The organism is Pseudomonas sp. SC11 (assembly GCF_047039205.1).
GTDB classification, from domain to species: Bacteria; Pseudomonadota; Gammaproteobacteria; order Pseudomonadales; family Pseudomonadaceae; genus Aquipseudomonas; species Aquipseudomonas boreofloridensis.
Window position 1 is genome coordinate 34829 of record NZ_CP178183.1, and the last position, 15559, is coordinate 50387.

The 15559-nt window shown below is 63.3% G+C and carries 20 protein-coding genes; 11 read left to right on the forward strand and 9 right to left on the reverse strand.

Features of this window, described 5'->3' with window-relative positions; genetic code table 11:
• The first annotated feature begins 100 nt into the window (after nucleotides 1-100).
• Nucleotides 101-1000 (forward strand): choline sulfate utilization transcriptional regulator, encoded by a 900-nt coding sequence (locus ACK2SD_RS00160; protein WP_412461057.1) that lies wholly within the window; start codon nucleotides 101-103, stop codon nucleotides 998-1000.
• Between the two features lie 150 nt (nucleotides 1001-1150).
• Here ACK2SD_RS00160 and ACK2SD_RS00165 read toward each other — a convergent pair whose 3' ends face one another.
• The 3 genes from ACK2SD_RS00165 to trpB form a co-directional block, all read right to left on the reverse strand.
• The gene (locus ACK2SD_RS00165; RefSeq protein WP_412461058.1) at nucleotides 1151-1462 is read right to left on the reverse strand and encodes a hypothetical protein; all 312 of its coding nucleotides are present in this window, start codon (nucleotides 1460-1462) and stop codon (nucleotides 1151-1153) included.
• Between the two features lie 130 nt (nucleotides 1463-1592).
• Nucleotides 1593-2402 carry a tryptophan synthase subunit alpha gene (trpA, locus tag ACK2SD_RS00170; protein ID WP_412461059.1) on the reverse strand — a complete coding sequence of 270 codons (810 nt, stop codon included), beginning with the start codon at nucleotides 2400-2402 and terminating at the stop codon, nucleotides 1593-1595.
• Entirely contained in the window at nucleotides 2399-3616 is a 1218-nt protein-coding gene (gene trpB, locus ACK2SD_RS00175) for a tryptophan synthase subunit beta (RefSeq protein WP_039582111.1), read from the reverse strand. The genes trpA and trpB overlap by 4 nt, the downstream gene beginning before the upstream one ends.
• Nucleotides 3617-3749: 133 nt before the next feature.
• On the opposite strand from trpB, the gene ACK2SD_RS00180 reads away from it, so the two are divergent.
• A complete protein-coding gene (locus ACK2SD_RS00180; RefSeq protein WP_412461060.1) occupies nucleotides 3750-4646 on the forward strand; it encodes a LysR family transcriptional regulator in 897 nt (298 codons plus the stop codon).
• Nucleotides 4647-4667: 21 nt separating this feature from the next.
• On the opposite strand, the gene ACK2SD_RS00185 is transcribed toward ACK2SD_RS00180, so the two are convergent.
• Nucleotides 4668-4991 carry a DUF883 family protein gene (locus ACK2SD_RS00185; RefSeq protein WP_029614866.1) on the reverse strand — a complete coding sequence of 108 codons (324 nt, stop codon included), beginning with the start codon at nucleotides 4989-4991 and terminating at the stop codon, nucleotides 4668-4670.
• Nucleotides 4992-5143: 152 nt separating this feature from the next.
• Here ACK2SD_RS00185 and ACK2SD_RS00190 point away from each other — a divergent pair, with 152 nt between their 5' ends.
• Nucleotides 5144-5359: a dodecin gene (locus ACK2SD_RS00190; RefSeq protein WP_029614865.1), complete on the forward strand. Its 216-nt coding sequence runs from the start codon at nucleotides 5144-5146 to the stop codon at nucleotides 5357-5359.
• 111 nt (nucleotides 5360-5470) lie between these two features.
• Complete coding sequence (locus ACK2SD_RS00195; RefSeq protein ID WP_412461061.1) at nucleotides 5471-5692, forward strand: DUF1161 domain-containing protein; 222 nt, start codon at nucleotides 5471-5473, stop codon at nucleotides 5690-5692.
• 96 nt (nucleotides 5693-5788) lie between these two features.
• Here ACK2SD_RS00195 and ACK2SD_RS00200 read toward each other — a convergent pair whose 3' ends face one another.
• Nucleotides 5789-6790, reverse strand: a complete 1002-nt coding sequence (locus tag ACK2SD_RS00200; protein WP_039582102.1) for an LLM class flavin-dependent oxidoreductase — start codon at nucleotides 6788-6790, stop codon at nucleotides 5789-5791.
• A 158-nt stretch (nucleotides 6791-6948) separates the two neighbouring features.
• On the opposite strand from ACK2SD_RS00200, the gene ACK2SD_RS00205 reads away from it, so the two are divergent.
• Entirely contained in the window at nucleotides 6949-7374 is a 426-nt protein-coding gene (locus ACK2SD_RS00205) for an OsmC family protein (protein WP_412461062.1), read from the forward strand.
• A gap of 61 nt (nucleotides 7375-7435) precedes the next feature.
• Nucleotides 7436-7669 (forward strand): DUF1161 domain-containing protein, encoded by a 234-nt coding sequence (locus ACK2SD_RS00210; RefSeq protein WP_029612486.1) that lies wholly within the window; start codon nucleotides 7436-7438, stop codon nucleotides 7667-7669.
• A gap of 33 nt (nucleotides 7670-7702) precedes the next feature.
• On the opposite strand, the gene ACK2SD_RS00215 is transcribed toward ACK2SD_RS00210, so the two are convergent.
• Both ACK2SD_RS00215 and ACK2SD_RS00220 read right to left on the reverse strand, forming a co-directional pair.
• On the reverse strand, nucleotides 7703-8116 hold the full coding sequence (locus ACK2SD_RS00215; protein ID WP_039582097.1) for a hypothetical protein: 414 nt from the start codon (nucleotides 8114-8116) through the stop codon (nucleotides 7703-7705).
• Nucleotides 8117-8161: 45 nt separating this feature from the next.
• Nucleotides 8162-8575, reverse strand: a complete 414-nt coding sequence (locus tag ACK2SD_RS00220; protein WP_039582094.1) for a hypothetical protein — start codon at nucleotides 8573-8575, stop codon at nucleotides 8162-8164.
• A gap of 66 nt (nucleotides 8576-8641) precedes the next feature.
• Between ACK2SD_RS00220 and ACK2SD_RS00225 the strand changes: the two genes are divergently transcribed.
• Nucleotides 8642-9733, forward strand: coding sequence for an aminopeptidase (locus ACK2SD_RS00225; protein ID WP_412461063.1), 1092 nt, complete (start codon nucleotides 8642-8644; stop codon nucleotides 9731-9733).
• Nucleotides 9734-9765: 32 nt separating this feature from the next.
• Here the strand turns inward: ACK2SD_RS00225 and ACK2SD_RS00230 are convergent, their stop codons facing one another.
• A complete protein-coding gene (locus tag ACK2SD_RS00230) occupies nucleotides 9766-10416 on the reverse strand; it encodes an HAD family hydrolase (RefSeq protein ID WP_039582084.1) in 651 nt (216 codons plus the stop codon).
• Nucleotides 10417-10419: 3 nt separating this feature from the next.
• Nucleotides 10420-10974, reverse strand: a complete 555-nt coding sequence (locus ACK2SD_RS00235; RefSeq protein ID WP_412461064.1) for a gamma carbonic anhydrase family protein — start codon at nucleotides 10972-10974, stop codon at nucleotides 10420-10422.
• A 66-nt stretch (nucleotides 10975-11040) separates the two neighbouring features.
• Between ACK2SD_RS00235 and prlC the strand changes: the two genes are divergently transcribed.
• From prlC to ACK2SD_RS00255, 4 genes are all read left to right on the forward strand, one after another.
• Nucleotides 11041-13128 carry an oligopeptidase A gene (gene prlC, locus ACK2SD_RS00240; protein ID WP_412461065.1) on the forward strand — a complete coding sequence of 696 codons (2088 nt, stop codon included), beginning with the start codon at nucleotides 11041-11043 and terminating at the stop codon, nucleotides 13126-13128.
• Nucleotides 13125-13403, forward strand: a complete 279-nt coding sequence (locus tag ACK2SD_RS00245) for a YheV family putative zinc ribbon protein (protein WP_412461066.1) — start codon at nucleotides 13125-13127, stop codon at nucleotides 13401-13403. Before prlC ends, ACK2SD_RS00245 begins: the two co-directional genes overlap by 4 nt.
• An 82-nt stretch (nucleotides 13404-13485) precedes the next feature.
• Entirely contained in the window at nucleotides 13486-14541 is a 1056-nt protein-coding gene (locus ACK2SD_RS00250) for a PA0069 family radical SAM protein (RefSeq protein ID WP_412461067.1), read from the forward strand.
• Between the two features lie 286 nt (nucleotides 14542-14827).
• Nucleotides 14828-15547, forward strand: coding sequence for a carbonic anhydrase (locus ACK2SD_RS00255; protein ID WP_029612492.1), 720 nt, complete (start codon nucleotides 14828-14830; stop codon nucleotides 15545-15547).
• Nucleotides 15548-15559: the final 12 nt, after the last annotated feature.

Consider the following 15559-nt stretch of genomic DNA (forward strand, 5'->3'; position numbering starts at 1 on the left):
CCATCGTTGAACGTTATGTGTAATCTCTGCGTTCAAGAGTGGGATCCATGGAAGAGTGGGTAAAGCCCATGTCGGGCAATGACTGGGATTAGCTGAGCTTATGTTTGATCACTTGGCTGGACTGTCGCTGGAGAGCTTGCGCGTGTTCGAAGCCGCTGCACGCCTGCGCGGCTTCACACCGGCAGCACTGGAGTTGGGCACCACCCAGCCGGCAGTGAGCCAGCAGATCAAGCGCCTGGAACTGCAGCTGGCCACGCGCTTGTTCGACCGCATTTACCGGGGCATCGAGCTGACCGAGGCGGGCCAGACATTGTTCGAGCAGGTTCACGGGGCATTGCAGGCGATGGACGCGGGGGTGGCCGACGCCACGGGGCGCACTCAGCACGAGGTGCTTCAGGTGGCCACCGATTTCGCCTTCGCCGCGTTCTGGCTGATGCCACGGCTGCAACGCTTTCGTGAGGCTTATCCACAGGTGGACGTGAGTCTGGTGACCGGTGAGCGCAGCCAGGCCATGCTGAGGCCGGACATCGACGTCGCGGTGCTGTTCGGCGATGGCCGCTTTCAGCATGGCGAGAGCCGCTGGTTGTTCGACGAGGAAGTGTTCCCGGTGTGCAGCCCTGCCCTGGCCCCAGACCGGCCGCTGGCAGCCGAGGCCCTGCAACGACTACCGCTGCTGCATTTGCGCGGCGAGCAAACGAGCCGCTGGTTCGACTGGAGCGGCGTGTTTCGCGGGCTTGGCCTGGTCAGCCCGCCGCCGCCGGGACAGCTGCGTTTCGACAACTACACCTTGTTGATCCAGGCAGCAATCGCCGGACAGGGCGTGGCCATCGGTTGGCGTCATCTGGTGGATGGGCTGGTCGAGCAAGGCTTGTTGTGCCGGCCACTGCACGGCAGCTTGCGCTCGGCGCGTGGCTATTACGTGGTGCTGCCGCCGCGCAAGCGACGCGGGGCATTGATCGGGCGGTTCGTGGAGTGGCTGGAGCAGGAGCGTGGCCAGTGAGTGCGAAGAGGTACTGTTGTACGTGAGTTCGTCTGACCATACGTCTTGCATTGGACAGTGCAGCTTGAGACGGCATCGCCTTTGGAGTCGCGCGCCTTGGGAAATTGCCCCAGCTACTGTGGCTGGGGCAATCAACTATGCGAGCTTAGCTCATTTCTTGCTCGAAAGGCTGAGGCCGCCTTTTTTGGCGTCCATGTAGCGGCAGATCACTGACGTTGCGCCTTCTCTGGAGCTATCTAGCTTCAACGTTCCAAGCTCGATCTCTTTTGTGCCTTTATCATCGGCGTTGGCCGCGAAGCCCTTCCACTTACCGTCCATGGCCGAATACTCGTACCCATCGAAACCATCCTGGGTGGTTTGGGCCGAGGCCTCTTTGATGTCTTTGGGGTCTGGACAGACGGTGGCTGCCATCGCCGAGCCCGCCATGAAAAGACTTAGTAGGGTAATAGAGACCATGCGCATGACAGCTACTCCTTCAGCAGAATTGGAGACCCAATCCTGTGTATGTTGAGTAGATTTGGCTACTGACAGAAATATCAGGTAGGCCCTTCAATGCGCACGGTCAGAGAGCCGCAGTCTCTGCAAACGCCGATTATCCCCTGGCGCCGCGTACGCCCTCAGCCAGCGCCGAGCACAGGCTCAGCACATCGGTGACCGCCTGGCCGGGCGTTTTTGCCTGGGCGATCTTGTCGACCAGTGCCGAACCCACCACTACGCCATCGGAGAGTCTGGCGATAGCCGCCGCCTGCTCCGGCGTGCGGATGCCGAAGCCGACGCTGATCGGCAGGTCCGTGTGGCGACGCAGGCGGGCGATGGCGTCCTGTACGTGTTCGGTGGTGGCTGAGCCGGCACCGGTCACACCTGCCACCGACACGTAGTAGACGAAGCCGGAGCTGCGCTCCAATACACGCGGCAGGCGTGCATCGTCGGTAGTCGGCGTGGTCAGGCGAATGAAGTCGATGCCGGCAGCCTGGGCCGGGGTGGCCAGCTCGGCGTCGTGCTCCGGCGGCAGGTCGACGATGATCAGGCCATCAACCCCGGCTTCCTGGGCCTGGGCGACGAAGGCTTGCACGCCATAGCGATGGATGGGGTTGTAGTAGCCCATCAGCACGATCGGCGTGGTCTGGTTGCCAACGCGGAATTCACGAACCATCTGCAGGGTTTTCGCCAGGGTCTGGCCGGCTTCCAGCGCACGCAGGGTGGCGAGCTGGATGGCCACGCCATCGGCCATGGGGTCGGTAAACGGCATGCCCAGTTCGATCACGTCGGCACCGGCATCGGGCAAACCCTTGAGGATTTCCAGCGAAGCTTCGTAGCCCGGATCGCCTGCAGTGACGAAGGTGACCAGTGCCGAGCGGCCTTCGGCCTTCAGCTCGGCGAAGCGTTGTTGAAGACGGCTCATGCCTGTTTCTCCTGGGCTGCCATGTGATTCATCACGGTGTGCATGTCTTTGTCGCCGCGGCCGGACAGGCACACGACCATCAAGTGATCCTTGGGCAGGCTCGGCGCGCGCTTGAGCGCTTCGGCCAAGGCGTGAGCGCTTTCCAGGGCCGGGATGATGCCTTCCAGGCGGCAGGTGGCGTGGAAGGCATCCAGGGCCTCGTCGTCGGTGATGCTGACGTACTCGACGCGCTTCACTTCGTGCAGGTAGGCGTGCTCCGGGCCGATGCCGGGATAGTCCAGGCCGGCGGAAATGGAGTGGGCATCGGTGATCTGGCCGTCGGCATCCTGCAGCAGGTAAGTGCGGTTGCCGTGCAGCACGCCCGGTACCCCGCCATTGAGGCTGGCTGCGTGCTTGTCGGTGTGCACACCGTGTCCGCCAGCTTCGACGCCGATGATCTGCACGCTGTCATCTTCGAGGAAGTCGTGGAACAGGCCCATGGCGTTGGAACCACCGCCGACGCAGGCGACCAGGCTGTCGGGCAGGCGACCTTCCTTCTCCTGCAACTGGGCGCGGGTTTCCTTGCCGATGATCGACTGGAAGTCACGCACCATCGCCGGATACGGGTGAGGGCCGGCGACGGTGCCGATCAGGTAGAAGGTGTCGTCGACATTCGTGACCCAGTCGCGCAGCGCCTCGTTCATGGCATCCTTGAGGGTGCCGGTGCCGGCAGTGACCGGGACGATCTCGGCGCCCAGCAGCTTCATGCGGAACACGTTGGCCTGCTGACGCTCGATGTCGGTGGCGCCCATGTAGATCACGCAGGGCAGGCCGAAGCGCGCAGCGACGGTAGCGGTGGCCACGCCGTGCATGCCGGCGCCGGTTTCGGCGATCAGGCGCTTCTTGCCCATGCGCTTGGCCAGCAGGACCTGGCCGATGCAGTTGTTCACCTTGTGCGCGCCCGTGTGGTTGAGCTCTTCGCGCTTGAGGAAGATCTTCGCGCCGCCGCAATGTTCGGTCAGGCGTTCGGCGAAGTACAGCGGGTTGGGCCGACCGATGTAGTCGCGCTGGAAATACGCCAGTTGCTCGAGGAATTCAGGGTCCGCTTTGGCCGCTTCGTACTCGCGGGCCAGGTCCAGCACCAGGGGCATCAGGGTTTCGGCCACGTAGCGGCCGCCGAACGAACCGAACAGGCCGTTGGCGTCGGGGCCGGGACGGTATTTGGGCTGGGTCATGGGACGCTCCATCTGGATTCGTAAGAAGAGGACCGTGCGGCGTGCCACCGGTCGATGGGCTTTACTCTACCCAGCCCTGGTCGCGCTGAAAACCGATAAGATTGCAGCAACACGTCAGGAAAACTCACACGTTATGGGTCAAGATCTCCCACCGCTCAATGCCCTGCGGGCCTTTGAGGTCACTGCTAGGCTGAACAGCGTCAGCCAAGCGGCAGAACAGCTGCATGTCACCCATGGCGCGGTGAGCCGCCAGATCAAGGTGCTCGAAGCGCATTTGGGGGTGGCCTTGTTCGTCAAGGACGGCCGTGGCGTCAAACTCACAGATGCCGGCATCCGCCTGCGTGATGCCAGCGCGGAGGCGTTCGACCGGCTGCGCGGCGTCTGCAGCGAGTTGAGCCGCGATCCTAGCCAGGCGCCCTTCGTGCTGGGCTGTTCCGGCAGTCTACTGGCACGTTGGTTCATTCCGCGTCTGGGGCGTTTGCAGGCCGACCTGCCGCACCTGCGACTGCACCTGTCGGCTGGGGAAGGCGACCTCGATCCTCGGCGTCCGGGACTCGACGCGTTGCTGGTGTACGCCGAACCACCGTGGCCGAGCGACATGCAGGTGCATGTGCTGGCGCAAGAGCGTATCGGGCCGGTGGTCAGTCCCCATTTTCCGAGATTCGCCCAGTTGTGCGACGCGCCCGCGCCGTCATTGCAGGGCGAAGCGCTATTGCACACCACCTCTCGGCCCCAGGCCTGGCCGACATGGGCCACACACCACGGGCTCGACCCTGACGCGCTGACCTACGGTCAGGCGTTCGAGCATTTGTACTATCTGTTGGAAGCGGCGATGGCAGGACTGGGGGTGGCGATCGCCCCGCAACCATTGGTGGCGGACGATTTGCGGGCTGGACGCCTGGCTGCACCTTGGGGCTTCTCCCCAACGCCGGCGGCGCTGGCATTGTGGGTGCCTCGACGCGCCGCAGATGGGCGCGCCGAGCAACTGGCGCAGTGGCTGCGCCAGGAGTTGCAAGGGCCGGCTGAGTAGGGCCGGCTTAGCGGTAAAGGCTTAGTTACGACGGCACAGCAGGAAGGCAGCCAGCAGGCCCAGGGCGCCAACCGCAACGCCAGCGGTGGTCCAAGGGTGCTCTTGAGCGTAGTCGCGGGTGGCGATGCCGGTTTCCTTGGTGCGGGTCTTCACTTCCTCGTAAGCGTCCGTCAGCAAGTTGCGCGAATGCTTCAGGGCGTTCTGAGCGTTGCCGCGCAGGGCCTTCATGGTTTTCTGGGTTTCTTCCGAAGCGTCGCCCTTGAGCTCTTCCAGGGTCTTGAGCAGGCTTTCGATCTCGGCTTCCATGCTTTCCAGTGAGGTCTTGCGCAGTGCATTACGGGCCATGTGGACTCTCCTTCGCTGAGTAGGGGTGATATAGGTGCGACTGCGCTGCGGCGCGAAAGTGCGATCGAACTTTCCAGGCGATTCCGGGCTCGCAGGTAAACCAGGCCTGGGCTGTCCGGCCCTGTCAGACACTTGATCCAAGGAGCGCATCCATGTCCGAGCATCACACCTACAAGAAGGTCGAAATCGTCGGTTCCTCGACCACCAGCATCGAAGACGCCATCAACAATGCGCTGTCGGAGGCCTCCCAGAGCATCCAGCACATGCAGTGGTTCGAAGTGGTCGAAACCCGTGGCCATATCGAGAATGCCAAAGTGGCCCATTATCAGGTCACGCTGAAGGTCGGTTTCCGTATTGCCAACAGCTGAAAACAGCGCCGCGCTGGCCTGTATCAGCGTTATAGGGTATGAGTTTCCAGGGGCACCGGGATGGGCCGCTGCCCTACTCTGCTTTTTTGATCCGCACAAGGAACGACAACGATGAAGAAAGTGTTTCTCGCAGCAGGTTTGATGGTGCTTGCAGGCAGCGCACTGGCGGCCGGCAAGCCGTGTGAAGAGCTCAAGGCCGAGATTGCGAGCAAGCTCGATGCCAAGGGTGTGCAAAGCTACACGCTGGATATCGTCGACAAAGGTACCGCCAAGGACAAGGTCGTAGGCACTTGCGAAGGCGACACCAAGGAAATCAACTACAAGCGCGGTTGAGGCGATGCGGGCGCCCACTCATGGCGCCTCGCGGATCGATCACGTTTCATGACAAAGCCGCTACTTCAAGGTAGCGGCTTTGTCGTTCCTGATGCCTCAAGCCTTCAAGGCCTGCGCCAGCAACTCGTAGGAGCGCAAGCGATCGGCATGCTCGTAAAGGTCGCAGGTGAAGATCAGCTCATCCGCGCCGGTCTGCTCCAGCAGCACCTCAACTTTTGCCCTGACTTTCTCTGGGCTGCCTATCATCGCCAGGCCAAGGAAACTCCCCACCGCGTCGCGTTCGTGCGGCAGCCACAGGCCGTCCATGCTCTTGACCGGCGGGCGCTGCATCAGGCTCTGCCCGCGAATCAGCGCGAGGATGCGCTGGTACACCGACGTAGCCAGGTATTCGGCCTGCTCGTCCGTTTCCGCCACTACCATCGGGATGCCCAGCATGACGTAGGGTTTGTCCAGCGTGGTCGAAGGTTTGAAGTGATCGCGGTAGATGCGGATCGCCTCATGCATGTAGCGCGGTGCGAAGTGCGAGGCGAAGGCGTAAGGCATGCCGCGCATACCGGCCAACTGGGCGCTGAACAGACTAGAGCCGAGCAGCCACATCGGCACCTCGGTGTCGTGGCCGGGCACGGCGATGACCTTCTGGTCGTCGGTGCGCGGGCCGAGGTAGCGTGACAGCTCCTCGACATCATCGGGGAAATCGTCAGCACTGCCCGATCGCTCGCGGCGCAGGGCGCGGGCCGTCATCTGGTCGGAACCCGGCGCACGGCCCAGGCCCAGGTCGATGCGACCGGGATAGAGGCTGGCCAGGGTGCCGAACTGTTCGGCGATCACCAACGGTGCGTGGTTGGGCAGCATCACGCCGCCCGAGCCGATGCGGATGCGCGAGGTGCCGCCAGCCAGGTAGCCGATCAGCACCGAGGTCGCCGAGCTGGCGATGCCATCCATGTTGTGGTGCTCGGCCACCCAGAAACGGTGGTAGCCCAGGCGTTCGACATGCCGGGCCAGGTCCAGAGCGTTGTGCAGGGACTGGGCTGGGCCGCTGTCGGCGCGCACCGGTACCAGGTCGAGGGTGGAGATCTTCAGGTCATGCAGCTGCGTCATCGCAACCTCCGCAGGCAGTGGGTGGGCCAATGGGCCTTACAGTTCTCTGTATGGGCGCTGCTTGAACGATTCAATGGCAGACCGTGGATTGGTCTGAACTTGCTGTGGGGTGGAGCCTCAGAACCTTGTAGACCTTAACCGTATGTCCAGGAGGCAACATGAAAAAGACAGCATCGGCGATCTGGGAAGGTGGGCTCAAGGATGGCAAGGGCCGACTGTCCACCGAGAGCGGCTCGCTGAAGCAGAACCCCTACGGTTTCAACACCCGTTTCGAGGGGTTGCCGGGGACTAACCCGGAGGAGCTGATTGGCGCGGCGCATGCCGGCTGCTTCTCCATGGCCTTGTCGATGATGCTCGGTGAACAGAACCTTACGCCGGAGCGTATTGACACTACCGCTGAGGTGACCCTCGATAAGCAGGATGACGGGTTCGCCATCACCGCCGTACATCTGATTCTCAAGGCCAAGGTGCCGGGCGCCAGCGATCAGCAGTTCCACGACATCGCCAACAAGGCCAAGGCCGGTTGTCCGGTGTCCAAGCTGCTCAACGCGAAGATCACCCTCGACGCCACCCTGCTTTCGTAAGCCGGGCTTTGTTGTACTCTGCAGGGGTCGGCAGATTGCCTGCCCCTTCAGGAGCCGTTCCATGATCCGCGTAGCATCCGTCGTTCTGGGCTCGCTGGTGGCCACTTCGGTATTGGCCGCACCCAAGCCTTGCGAGGAACTCAAGGCTGAGATCGAAGCCAAGATCCAGGCCGCTGGAGTGCCCTCCTACACGCTGGAAATCGTCTCCAACAGCGAAGTCAGTGACCAGAACATGGTCGTCGGCAGTTGCGATAACGGTACCCGCAAGATCATCTACCAGAAGAATGATGAATAAGCCCTGGGGCCACGCCGAGTGGCCCCGCTGCTTTCAAGGAATACAGAACACCTCGGCAGGCTCGTCCACCAGCACTTGGCGATCGGCATCGTAGAGGTACAACTGAGGCTGCATCGCCGGCGCCCGCGCTTCCAGGCGGTAATGCTCACCAGCTTTGAAGTCGTCGAAGCGCACGGTCAGGTAACAGGTGCGCTCAGTTGGGCTGGTGGTGAACAGGCCCGCTGTAAGTTCGTAGTCGAAGCGCACCACCAGCTCGTGACGGCCGGGGGCGACCTGGAAGTAGCGGCCGTCATCGAGACGCTTGCCGTCGAGCTTGTCGGCCATGATCACGCGACCCGGCGTGACGGTGTAGAGGTCGATCCACGCCTGGGCCGGATCTTTCGGGGGCAAGGGGCTGGCGCAAGCCCCCAGTGCACTGAGGGCGAACAGCATCATGGGCTGGCGCATGGTGAAACTCCGCTTGCGGGTCACAAGGCACAAGCATAGCGTCGATCAGCCATGCTGGCATCCCGCTGGCTCGCCTTGTCCCATGAGTTTCTGCTGCCCGTCATACAGCTTCACCCAAGGCCGCAAGCCGATACTGCCCGCTTGCAGGCGATAACGCTGCCCGGCGTTGAAGTCCTTGAAGGTGAGGTTGAGTTGGCAGTCGCGCCACAGCGGTTCTGCGACCGGGCCGATGTTGCTCGGCGACACTGGGAATTGGTAGCGCACGGTCAGCTCATGGCGACCCGGCGGGACTTCGAAATAGCGGTTGTCGCTCCAGTCGCGCTCATCGACCTGCACGGCGTGCAGCGAGGTGTCATCGCCCGGGGCGAGATCGACCCAGGCCTGGTTGGGGTCCGGGTCGGGCAAGGTGGAGCAGGCGCCCAGCAGCCCGAAGGTGCCGATGGCAAACAGTGTACGCATGGCGAAAAGGTCCCTTGGCAAGATAGTCTTGGCACGCACTGGCCTTGAGCGGGATGAACAGCCCCTATGCTTCGACGTTTTGCACGACAGCGCTCAGGCCGCCGGGCTCTGGACCGCGTTTTCACGGTGTTTGTTCCGCTGGCGGCAGCGCTGCTGCTCAGCGGCTGCGGCACCGTGGGTTATTACGGGCAGCTGGCCCAAGGGCAATGGCAACTGCTGCGGGCGCGCCAGCCGGTCGAGCAGGTGGTGGCCAATCCGGCCACCGACCCACGGCTGCGCCAACGTCTGACACAGGCCGAGCAGGCCCGCGTCTTTGCCAGCGAGCGGCTGAAACTGCCGGATAACCGCAGCTATCGCGTCTACGCCGACCTCGGCCGCCCCTATGTGGTGTGGAACGTCTTCGCCACGCCGGAGCTGTCTCTGCAGCCCATCACCCACTGTTTTCCCATCGCCGGGTGTGTAGCCTACCGGGGCTATTACCACCAGGGCGCGGCGCGTGGGGCGGCGGCGGTGATGCGCCAGGAAGGGCTGGATGTCTATGTAGGGGGCGTGGAGGCCTATTCCACACTGGGCTGGTTCGACGATCCGCTTCTCTCGTCGATGCTGCGCTGGGACGATGAGCGGCTGGCCACCTTGATCTTCCACGAGTTGGCGCATCAGCGTTTCTACGTGAAGGACGACACCGCATTCAACGAGTCTTTCGCCACCTTCGTCGAGCAGGAGGGCACTCGCCAATGGCGCCGAGCGCGCGGGCTACCGGCTGAACATGAGGATGGCGCAGGTCAGCGTGAGCAGTTCGTGCGCTTGGTGCTGGCCAGCCGCGATCGACTGCAGGCGATCTACGCGCAGCCATCGAGCGATGGCGAAAAGCGCGTGGCCAAGCAAGCTGAGTTCCAGCGCCTGCGCCGGGATTACCGACAGATACGCGACCGCGACTGGGGTGGCGATACACGCTACGACGCTTGGGTCTATGGACCGATGAGCAACGCCAAACTGTTGCCGTTCGGGCTGTATGACCAGTGGGTGCCGGCCTTCGCCGCGCTGTACCGCGAGGTCGGCGGGGATTGGACGAAATTCTATCGGCGGGTCGAGGACGTGGGACGACTGTCGGTCGATGAGCGCCAGGCGGCGTTGCAGCGGTTGGGCGCAAGCCGGTAGCGCTCGGGGCCGCCAGGCGGCCCTTGTGGCGGTCAAGCGGCCAGGAAGGCCCGGTGCAGGTCGGCCACCGTCTCGAAATGGAAAGCCGGGGTCTCGGCGGCCAGCTCTTCGCGGCTGCCGAAGCCATACCCCACGGCGACCGCCTGCAGGCCGTTGCTGTGGGCGCCGATCAGGTCGTGCTTGCGGTCACCGATCATCAGCGTCTGCGCCGGATCCAGCCGCTCTTCATCCAGCAGATGGCGAATCAGCTCGACCTTGTTGGTGCGCGTGCCATCCAGCTCGCTGCCGTAGATCACTTTGAAGTGCCGGTCGAAGGCGAAGTGTCGGGCGATCTCGCGGGCGAACTCCCAGGGCTTGGAGGTGGCGACATACAGCGTGCGGCCCTGCTCGGTGAGGGCTTGCAGCAGCGCAGGTACGCCTTCGAACACGTGGTTCTCGTACAGCCCGGTGACCTTGAAGCGCTCCCGGTAGAAATTCACCGCCTGCCAGGCCTTGGCCTCGTCGAAGCCATAGAACTGCATGAACGCCTGGAGCAACGGTGGGCCGATGAAGTGCTCCAGGCGGGTCAGGTCCGGCTCGTCGATGCCCAGCTTGGCCAGCGCGTACTGGATCGAGCGGGTAATACCCAGGCGTGGATCGGTGAGGGTGCCGTCGAGGTCGAAAAGAACGGTTTGCTGGTGCATGGATCAGGGGTGCTCCGGTTGATCGTAGCCTTCGGCCAGGTGCTGGTCCTTGAGCTTCACATAGTTGTTGGCGCTGTAGGCAAAGAACGCGCGTTCGTTTTCGCTCAGTGGTCGGGCCTGCTTCACAGGACTGCCGACATACAGGTAGCCGCTGACCAAGCGCTTGCCGGGCGGTACCAGGCTGCCGGCGCCGATGATCACCTCGTCCTCGACGATGGCGCCGTCCATCACCGTGCTGCCCATGCCGACCAGGATCCTGTTGCCCAGGGTGCAGCCGTGCAGCATGACCTTATGGCCGATGGTCACCTCGTCGCCGATGATCAGCGCGAAGCCGTCGGGGTTGAACGGCCCGGCATGGGTGATGTGCAGCACACTGCCATCCTGCACGCTGGTGCGCGCACCGATGCGGATGCGGTGCATGTCGCCACGAATCACCGTCAATGGCCAGACCGAACTGTCCTCGCCGAGCTGCACGTCGCCGATCACCACCGCCGAACGGTCGACGAAGGCGCGTGGGCCGAGGCTTGGCGTGTGGTCGCGAAAGGTGCGGATGGCCATGATCGTATTCCTCTACGGTGCCGATAGGCAGGCTGCCTGCTGCGGTCGGCGTCGATTGTAATTAAGATGGTGCAGTGTTTCTCCTGCCAAGGTATCCGAACCGTGAGTGCGAACAACCCGCTTCTGCAGTCCCATGACCTGCCGCCCTTCTCCGCGATCCGTGCCGAACACGTGCTGCCGGCGATCGAGCAGATCCTGGCCGACAACCGCAAGGCCATCGCCGATATCCTCGAGCAGCAGGGCAAGAACCCCTCCTGGGCTGGCCTGGTGCTGGCGATGGATGAACTCAATGACCGCCTGGGCGCGGCCTGGAGCCCGGTCAGCCACCTCAATGCGGTGTGCAACAGCCAGGCGCTGCGCGAGGCCTACGAATCGTGCCTGCCGGCGCTGAGCGCCTACGCCACCGAACTGGGGCAGAACCGCGCGCTGTTCGACGCCTACCAGGCCCTGGCCAACAGCCCGGAAGCCGCCGGTTTCGACGTGGCGCAGAAAACCATTCTGGAACACGCCCTGCGCGACTTCCGCCTGTCGGGCATCGATCTGTCGCCCGACAAACAGCAGCGCTACGCCCACGTGCAGAGCACCCTCAGCGAACTGGGCAGCCGCTTCTCCAACCAACTGCTCGACGCCACCCAGGCCTGGACCAAGCACGTCACCGACGAAGCCGCGCTGGACGGCCTGACCGAGTCGGCCAAGGCGCAGATGGCCGCCGCCGCCCAGGCCAAAGGGCTGGACGGTTGGCTGATCACCCTGGAGTTCCCCAGCTACTACGCGGTGATGACCTATGCCAACGACCGCGCCTTGCGTGAAGAACTGTACGCCGCCTACTGCACCCGCGCGTCCGATCAGGGGCCTAATGCCGGTCAGTTCGACAACGGTCCGGTCATGGCCGAGATTCTCGATCTGCGCCAGGAACTGGCCACGTTGCTCGGCTACGCCAACTACGCCGAACTGAGCCTGGCCACCAAGATGGCCGAGTCCAGCGACCAGGTGCTGAGCTTCCTGCGCGACTTGGCCAAGCGCTCCAAGCCGTTCGCCGTCCAGGACCTCGAGCAGCTCAAGGCCTATGCCGCCGAGCAGGGCTGCGCCGAGCTGTCGAGCTGGGACGCCGGCTACTATGGGGAAAAACTGCGCGAGCAGCGCTATAGCGTGTCCCAGGAAGCCCTGCGCGCCTACTTCCCGATCGACAAGGTACTGGGCGGTCTGTTCAGCATCGTCCAGCGCCTGTACGGCATCGAAATCGCTGAGCTCAAGGGCTTCGACGCCTGGCACCCGGACGTACGCCTGTTCGAGATCAAGGAAAACGGCCAACACGTGGGGCGCTTCTTCTTCGACCTCTATGCCCGCGCCAACAAGCGCGGCGGCGCCTGGATGGACGGCGCCCGCGACCGTCGCCGCACCGCCGCAGGCGCGTTGCAGAGCCCGGTGGCCAATCTGGTGTGTAACTTCACCCCGGCAGCGCCCGGCAAGCCGGCGTTGCTCACCCACGACGAAGTCACCACGCTGTTCCACGAGTTCGGCCATGGCTTGCATCACCTGCTCACCCGCATCGAGCATGCCGGTGTTTCAGGCATCAACGGCGTGGCCTGGGATGCGGTCGAGTTGCCGAGCCAGTTCATGGAGAACTGGTGCTGGGAGCCGGAAGGCCTGGCGCTGATCTCCGGTCACTATGAAACCGGCGAAGCGCTGCCCCAGGACCTGCTGGACAAGATGCTGGCGGCGAAGAACTTCCAGTCCGGCATGATGATGGTGCGCCAGTTGGAGTTCTCCCTGTTCGACTTCGAACTGCACGCCACCCATGGCGATGGCCGCAGCGTGCTGCAGGTGCTCGAGGGCGTGCGCGACGAGGTCACGGTAATGCGTCCGCCGGCCTACAACCGGTTCCCCAACAGCTTCGCGCACATCTTTGCCGGCGGTTATGCGGCCGGCTACTACAGCTACAAGTGGGCCGAAGTGCTGTCGGCCGACGCCTTCTCGCGCTTCGAGGAAGAAGGCGTGCTCAACGCCGACACCGGCCGTGCGTTCCGTGAGGCGATCCTGGCCCGTGGCGGCTCGCGGGCACCGATGGTGCTGTTCGTCGACTTCCGCGGTCGCGAGCCCTCCATCGATGCCCTGTTGCGCCACAGTGGTCTGACCGAAGAGGCCGCGGCATGAGCGAGGGCGCTGCCAGCACGACCAAGAAACGCTTCATCGCCGGGGCGGTCTGCCCGGCGTGCAGTGAGCCGGACAAGCTGATGATGTGGAGCGAAGACGGCGTGCCGCACCGCGAATGCGTGGCCTGCGGTTTCACCGACACGCTCAACGAGCAAGGGCTTTCGGTGCCCAAGGAGCTTGGCACCCGGGTCAACCAGCAGGCGGTCAAGGCGCAGCCGGTACAGGTGCAGACCGTGCAGTTCTTCCCCAACCCGAAGTTGAAGAAGACCGACTGATCGCACCGTCCGGCTGACGCCGCTGGCGGCAATGACCAACTCGCATTACTGTATGTGCATACAGTAATGCGGGTTTTTCATCATGAAGTCAGCTCCCGTCCGCGGCCGTGGCACTACCAGCAATCCCCACAACCGCTTCGCCCCGAGCATCTCGGTGGTGGAAGATGACGGCTGGCATCAGGAAGTGCCGGTCACCCAGGGCACCGAGGTGCGGATCGAGACCGCCAAGACCATCATCGCCCGCAACACCTCCCCCGACTTGCCCTTCGACCGTTCGATCAATCCCTACCGCGGCTGCGAGCATGGCTGTATCTACTGCTATGCCCGGCCCAGCCATGCCTACTGGGACCTGTCCCCTGGCCTGGATTTCGAAACCAAGCTGATCGCCAAGACCAATGCCGCCGAGGTGCTCGAACAGCAGTTGAGCAAGCCGGGTTACGTCTGTGCGCCGATCAACCTGGGTGCCAACACCGATCCCTACCAGCCGATCGAGCGCGACCACCAGCTCAGTCGCCGTCTGCTCGAGGTGCTGTTGCGCTATCGCCACCCGGTGACCATCGTGACCAAAGGCTCGTTGATTCTGCGCGACCTCGACCTGCTGAGCGAATTGGCCAGCCTGCGCTTGGTGCGGGTGATGATCAGCCTCACCACGCTGGACGATGAGCTCAAGCGCACGCTGGAGCCGCGTGCGGCGGCGCCGAAGGCTCGGTTGCGGGCCATTCGCGTGTTGCGCGAAGCAGGCGTGCCGGTGGGGGTGCTGTGCTCGCCGATCATTCCGATGATCAACGATTGCGAACTGGAGCACCTGCTCGAAGCGGCGCGTGACGCTGGCGCACAGAGCGCCGCCTACATGATGCTGCGCCTGCCGCTGGAGGTGGCGCCGCTGTTCGAGCAGTGGCTGCAGGATCATTACCCGCAGCGGGCAGCACATGTGCTGAGCCTGATTCGTCAGAGCCGGGGTGGCGAGTTGTATGACAGTCGTTTCGGAACGCGCATGCGTGGCGAAGGCGTGTTCGCCGAGCTGTTGGCCCAGCGCTTTGCCAAGGCCGCTCGGCAGATGGGCTTTGCCGGACGCGAGGCGTTGGCGTTGGACTGCTCGGCGTTTTGCGTGCCAGGGGCGCAGATGGCGTTGTTTTGAACATGCCCTGCTACCCCGCAATCTTACTCATGGCTGCCAATAATTTCGCTGGAGGGTATTGGCGATTGATGCTTTTTTGCTATTATCGAGAACTCTCCGCAAAAACCTGGAACGCCCGTTCTAGAGCCTCTGAATTCAGTTTCAGTTAAGTTTTCTGCGCTAGCGTAAAGACTCAGTCAAAGGTGGCTGTGATTTATTAGCTGTGCGCGTCATCTAATTCCTCGCATAGCCAGAATCTTTCCCCGGTAGACTCGTGCTTACCGAAAAACCGTCTAGAGGATGAATCATGCCCATCAAGGACCCATCCAAGCCCGTTCCGGCTGCCCCTGCCGAGAACGCCGATGCCGCCCTGAAGCACATCGTCGACGGCTTCTTGAAATTTCACCATGACGTGTTCCCCGAGCAGCAGGAGCTGTTCAAGAAGCTCGCCACCGCGCAGAAACCCCGCGCCATGTTCATCACCTGCGCCGACTCGCGCATCGTTCCCGAACTGATCACCCAGAGCTCGCCGGGCGACCTGTTCGTGACCCGTAACGTGGGTAACGTGGTGCCGCCTTATGGGCAGATGAACGGTGGTGTTTCCAGCGCCATCGAGTACGCGGTGATGGCGTTGGGCGTTCACCACATCATCGTCTGCGGCCACTCCGACTGCGGCGCCATGCGTGCCGTGCTCAACCCGCAGTCGCTGGCCAAGATGCCCACCGTCTCGGCCTGGCTGCGCCACGCCGAAGTGGCGCGCACCGTGGTCGAGAACAACTGCACCTGCGACACCGAGCACGAGAACATGCAGGTGTTGACCAAGGAAAACGTCATCGCCCAGTTGCATCACCTGCGCACCCACCCTTCGGTGGCTTCGCGTCTGGCGGCTGGCCAGTTGTACATCCATGGTTGGGTCTACGACATCGAGACCAGCCGCATCGAAGCCTACGATGCGGCCAGCGACGCCTTCCTTCCGCTCAGTGCCGGTGAGCCGGTGCCCTGCGCGACTCCGAGAGGCCGCTACTAAGCTGCCCTACCA

Excerpts from the sequence above, each read along its gene's own strand:
- ACK2SD_RS00160 (WP_412461057.1), top strand. The coding sequence starts at position 101 with ATGTTTGATCACTTGGCTGGACTGTCGCTGGAGAGCTTGCGCGTGTTC.
- ACK2SD_RS00165 (WP_412461058.1), bottom strand. The coding sequence starts at position 1,462 with ATGCGCATGGTCTCTATTACCCTACTAAGTCTTTTCATGGCGGGCTCG.
- trpA (WP_412461059.1), bottom strand. The coding sequence starts at position 2,402 with ATGAGCCGTCTTCAACAACGCTTCGCCGAGCTGAAGGCCGAAGGCCGC.
- trpB (WP_039582111.1), bottom strand. The coding sequence starts at position 3,616 with ATGACCCAGCCCAAATACCGTCCCGGCCCCGACGCCAACGGCCTGTTC.
- ACK2SD_RS00180 (WP_412461060.1), top strand. The coding sequence starts at position 3,750 with ATGGGTCAAGATCTCCCACCGCTCAATGCCCTGCGGGCCTTTGAGGTC.
- ACK2SD_RS00185 (WP_029614866.1), bottom strand. The coding sequence starts at position 4,991 with ATGGCCCGTAATGCACTGCGCAAGACCTCACTGGAAAGCATGGAAGCC.
- ACK2SD_RS00190 (WP_029614865.1), top strand. The coding sequence starts at position 5,144 with ATGTCCGAGCATCACACCTACAAGAAGGTCGAAATCGTCGGTTCCTCG.
- ACK2SD_RS00195 (WP_412461061.1), top strand. The coding sequence starts at position 5,471 with ATGAAGAAAGTGTTTCTCGCAGCAGGTTTGATGGTGCTTGCAGGCAGC.
- ACK2SD_RS00200 (WP_039582102.1), bottom strand. The coding sequence starts at position 6,790 with ATGACGCAGCTGCATGACCTGAAGATCTCCACCCTCGACCTGGTACCG.
- ACK2SD_RS00205 (WP_412461062.1), top strand. The coding sequence starts at position 6,949 with ATGAAAAAGACAGCATCGGCGATCTGGGAAGGTGGGCTCAAGGATGGC.
- ACK2SD_RS00210 (WP_029612486.1), top strand. The coding sequence starts at position 7,436 with ATGATCCGCGTAGCATCCGTCGTTCTGGGCTCGCTGGTGGCCACTTCG.
- ACK2SD_RS00215 (WP_039582097.1), bottom strand. The coding sequence starts at position 8,116 with ATGCGCCAGCCCATGATGCTGTTCGCCCTCAGTGCACTGGGGGCTTGC.
- ACK2SD_RS00220 (WP_039582094.1), bottom strand. The coding sequence starts at position 8,575 with ATGCGTACACTGTTTGCCATCGGCACCTTCGGGCTGCTGGGCGCCTGC.
- ACK2SD_RS00225 (WP_412461063.1), top strand. The coding sequence starts at position 8,642 with ATGCTTCGACGTTTTGCACGACAGCGCTCAGGCCGCCGGGCTCTGGAC.
- ACK2SD_RS00230 (WP_039582084.1), bottom strand. The coding sequence starts at position 10,416 with ATGCACCAGCAAACCGTTCTTTTCGACCTCGACGGCACCCTCACCGAT.
- ACK2SD_RS00235 (WP_412461064.1), bottom strand. The coding sequence starts at position 10,974 with ATGGCCATCCGCACCTTTCGCGACCACACGCCAAGCCTCGGCCCACGC.
- prlC (WP_412461065.1), top strand. The coding sequence starts at position 11,041 with ATGGTGCAGTGTTTCTCCTGCCAAGGTATCCGAACCGTGAGTGCGAAC.
- ACK2SD_RS00245 (WP_412461066.1), top strand. The coding sequence starts at position 13,125 with ATGAGCGAGGGCGCTGCCAGCACGACCAAGAAACGCTTCATCGCCGGG.
- ACK2SD_RS00250 (WP_412461067.1), top strand. The coding sequence starts at position 13,486 with ATGAAGTCAGCTCCCGTCCGCGGCCGTGGCACTACCAGCAATCCCCAC.
- ACK2SD_RS00255 (WP_029612492.1), top strand. The coding sequence starts at position 14,828 with ATGCCCATCAAGGACCCATCCAAGCCCGTTCCGGCTGCCCCTGCCGAG.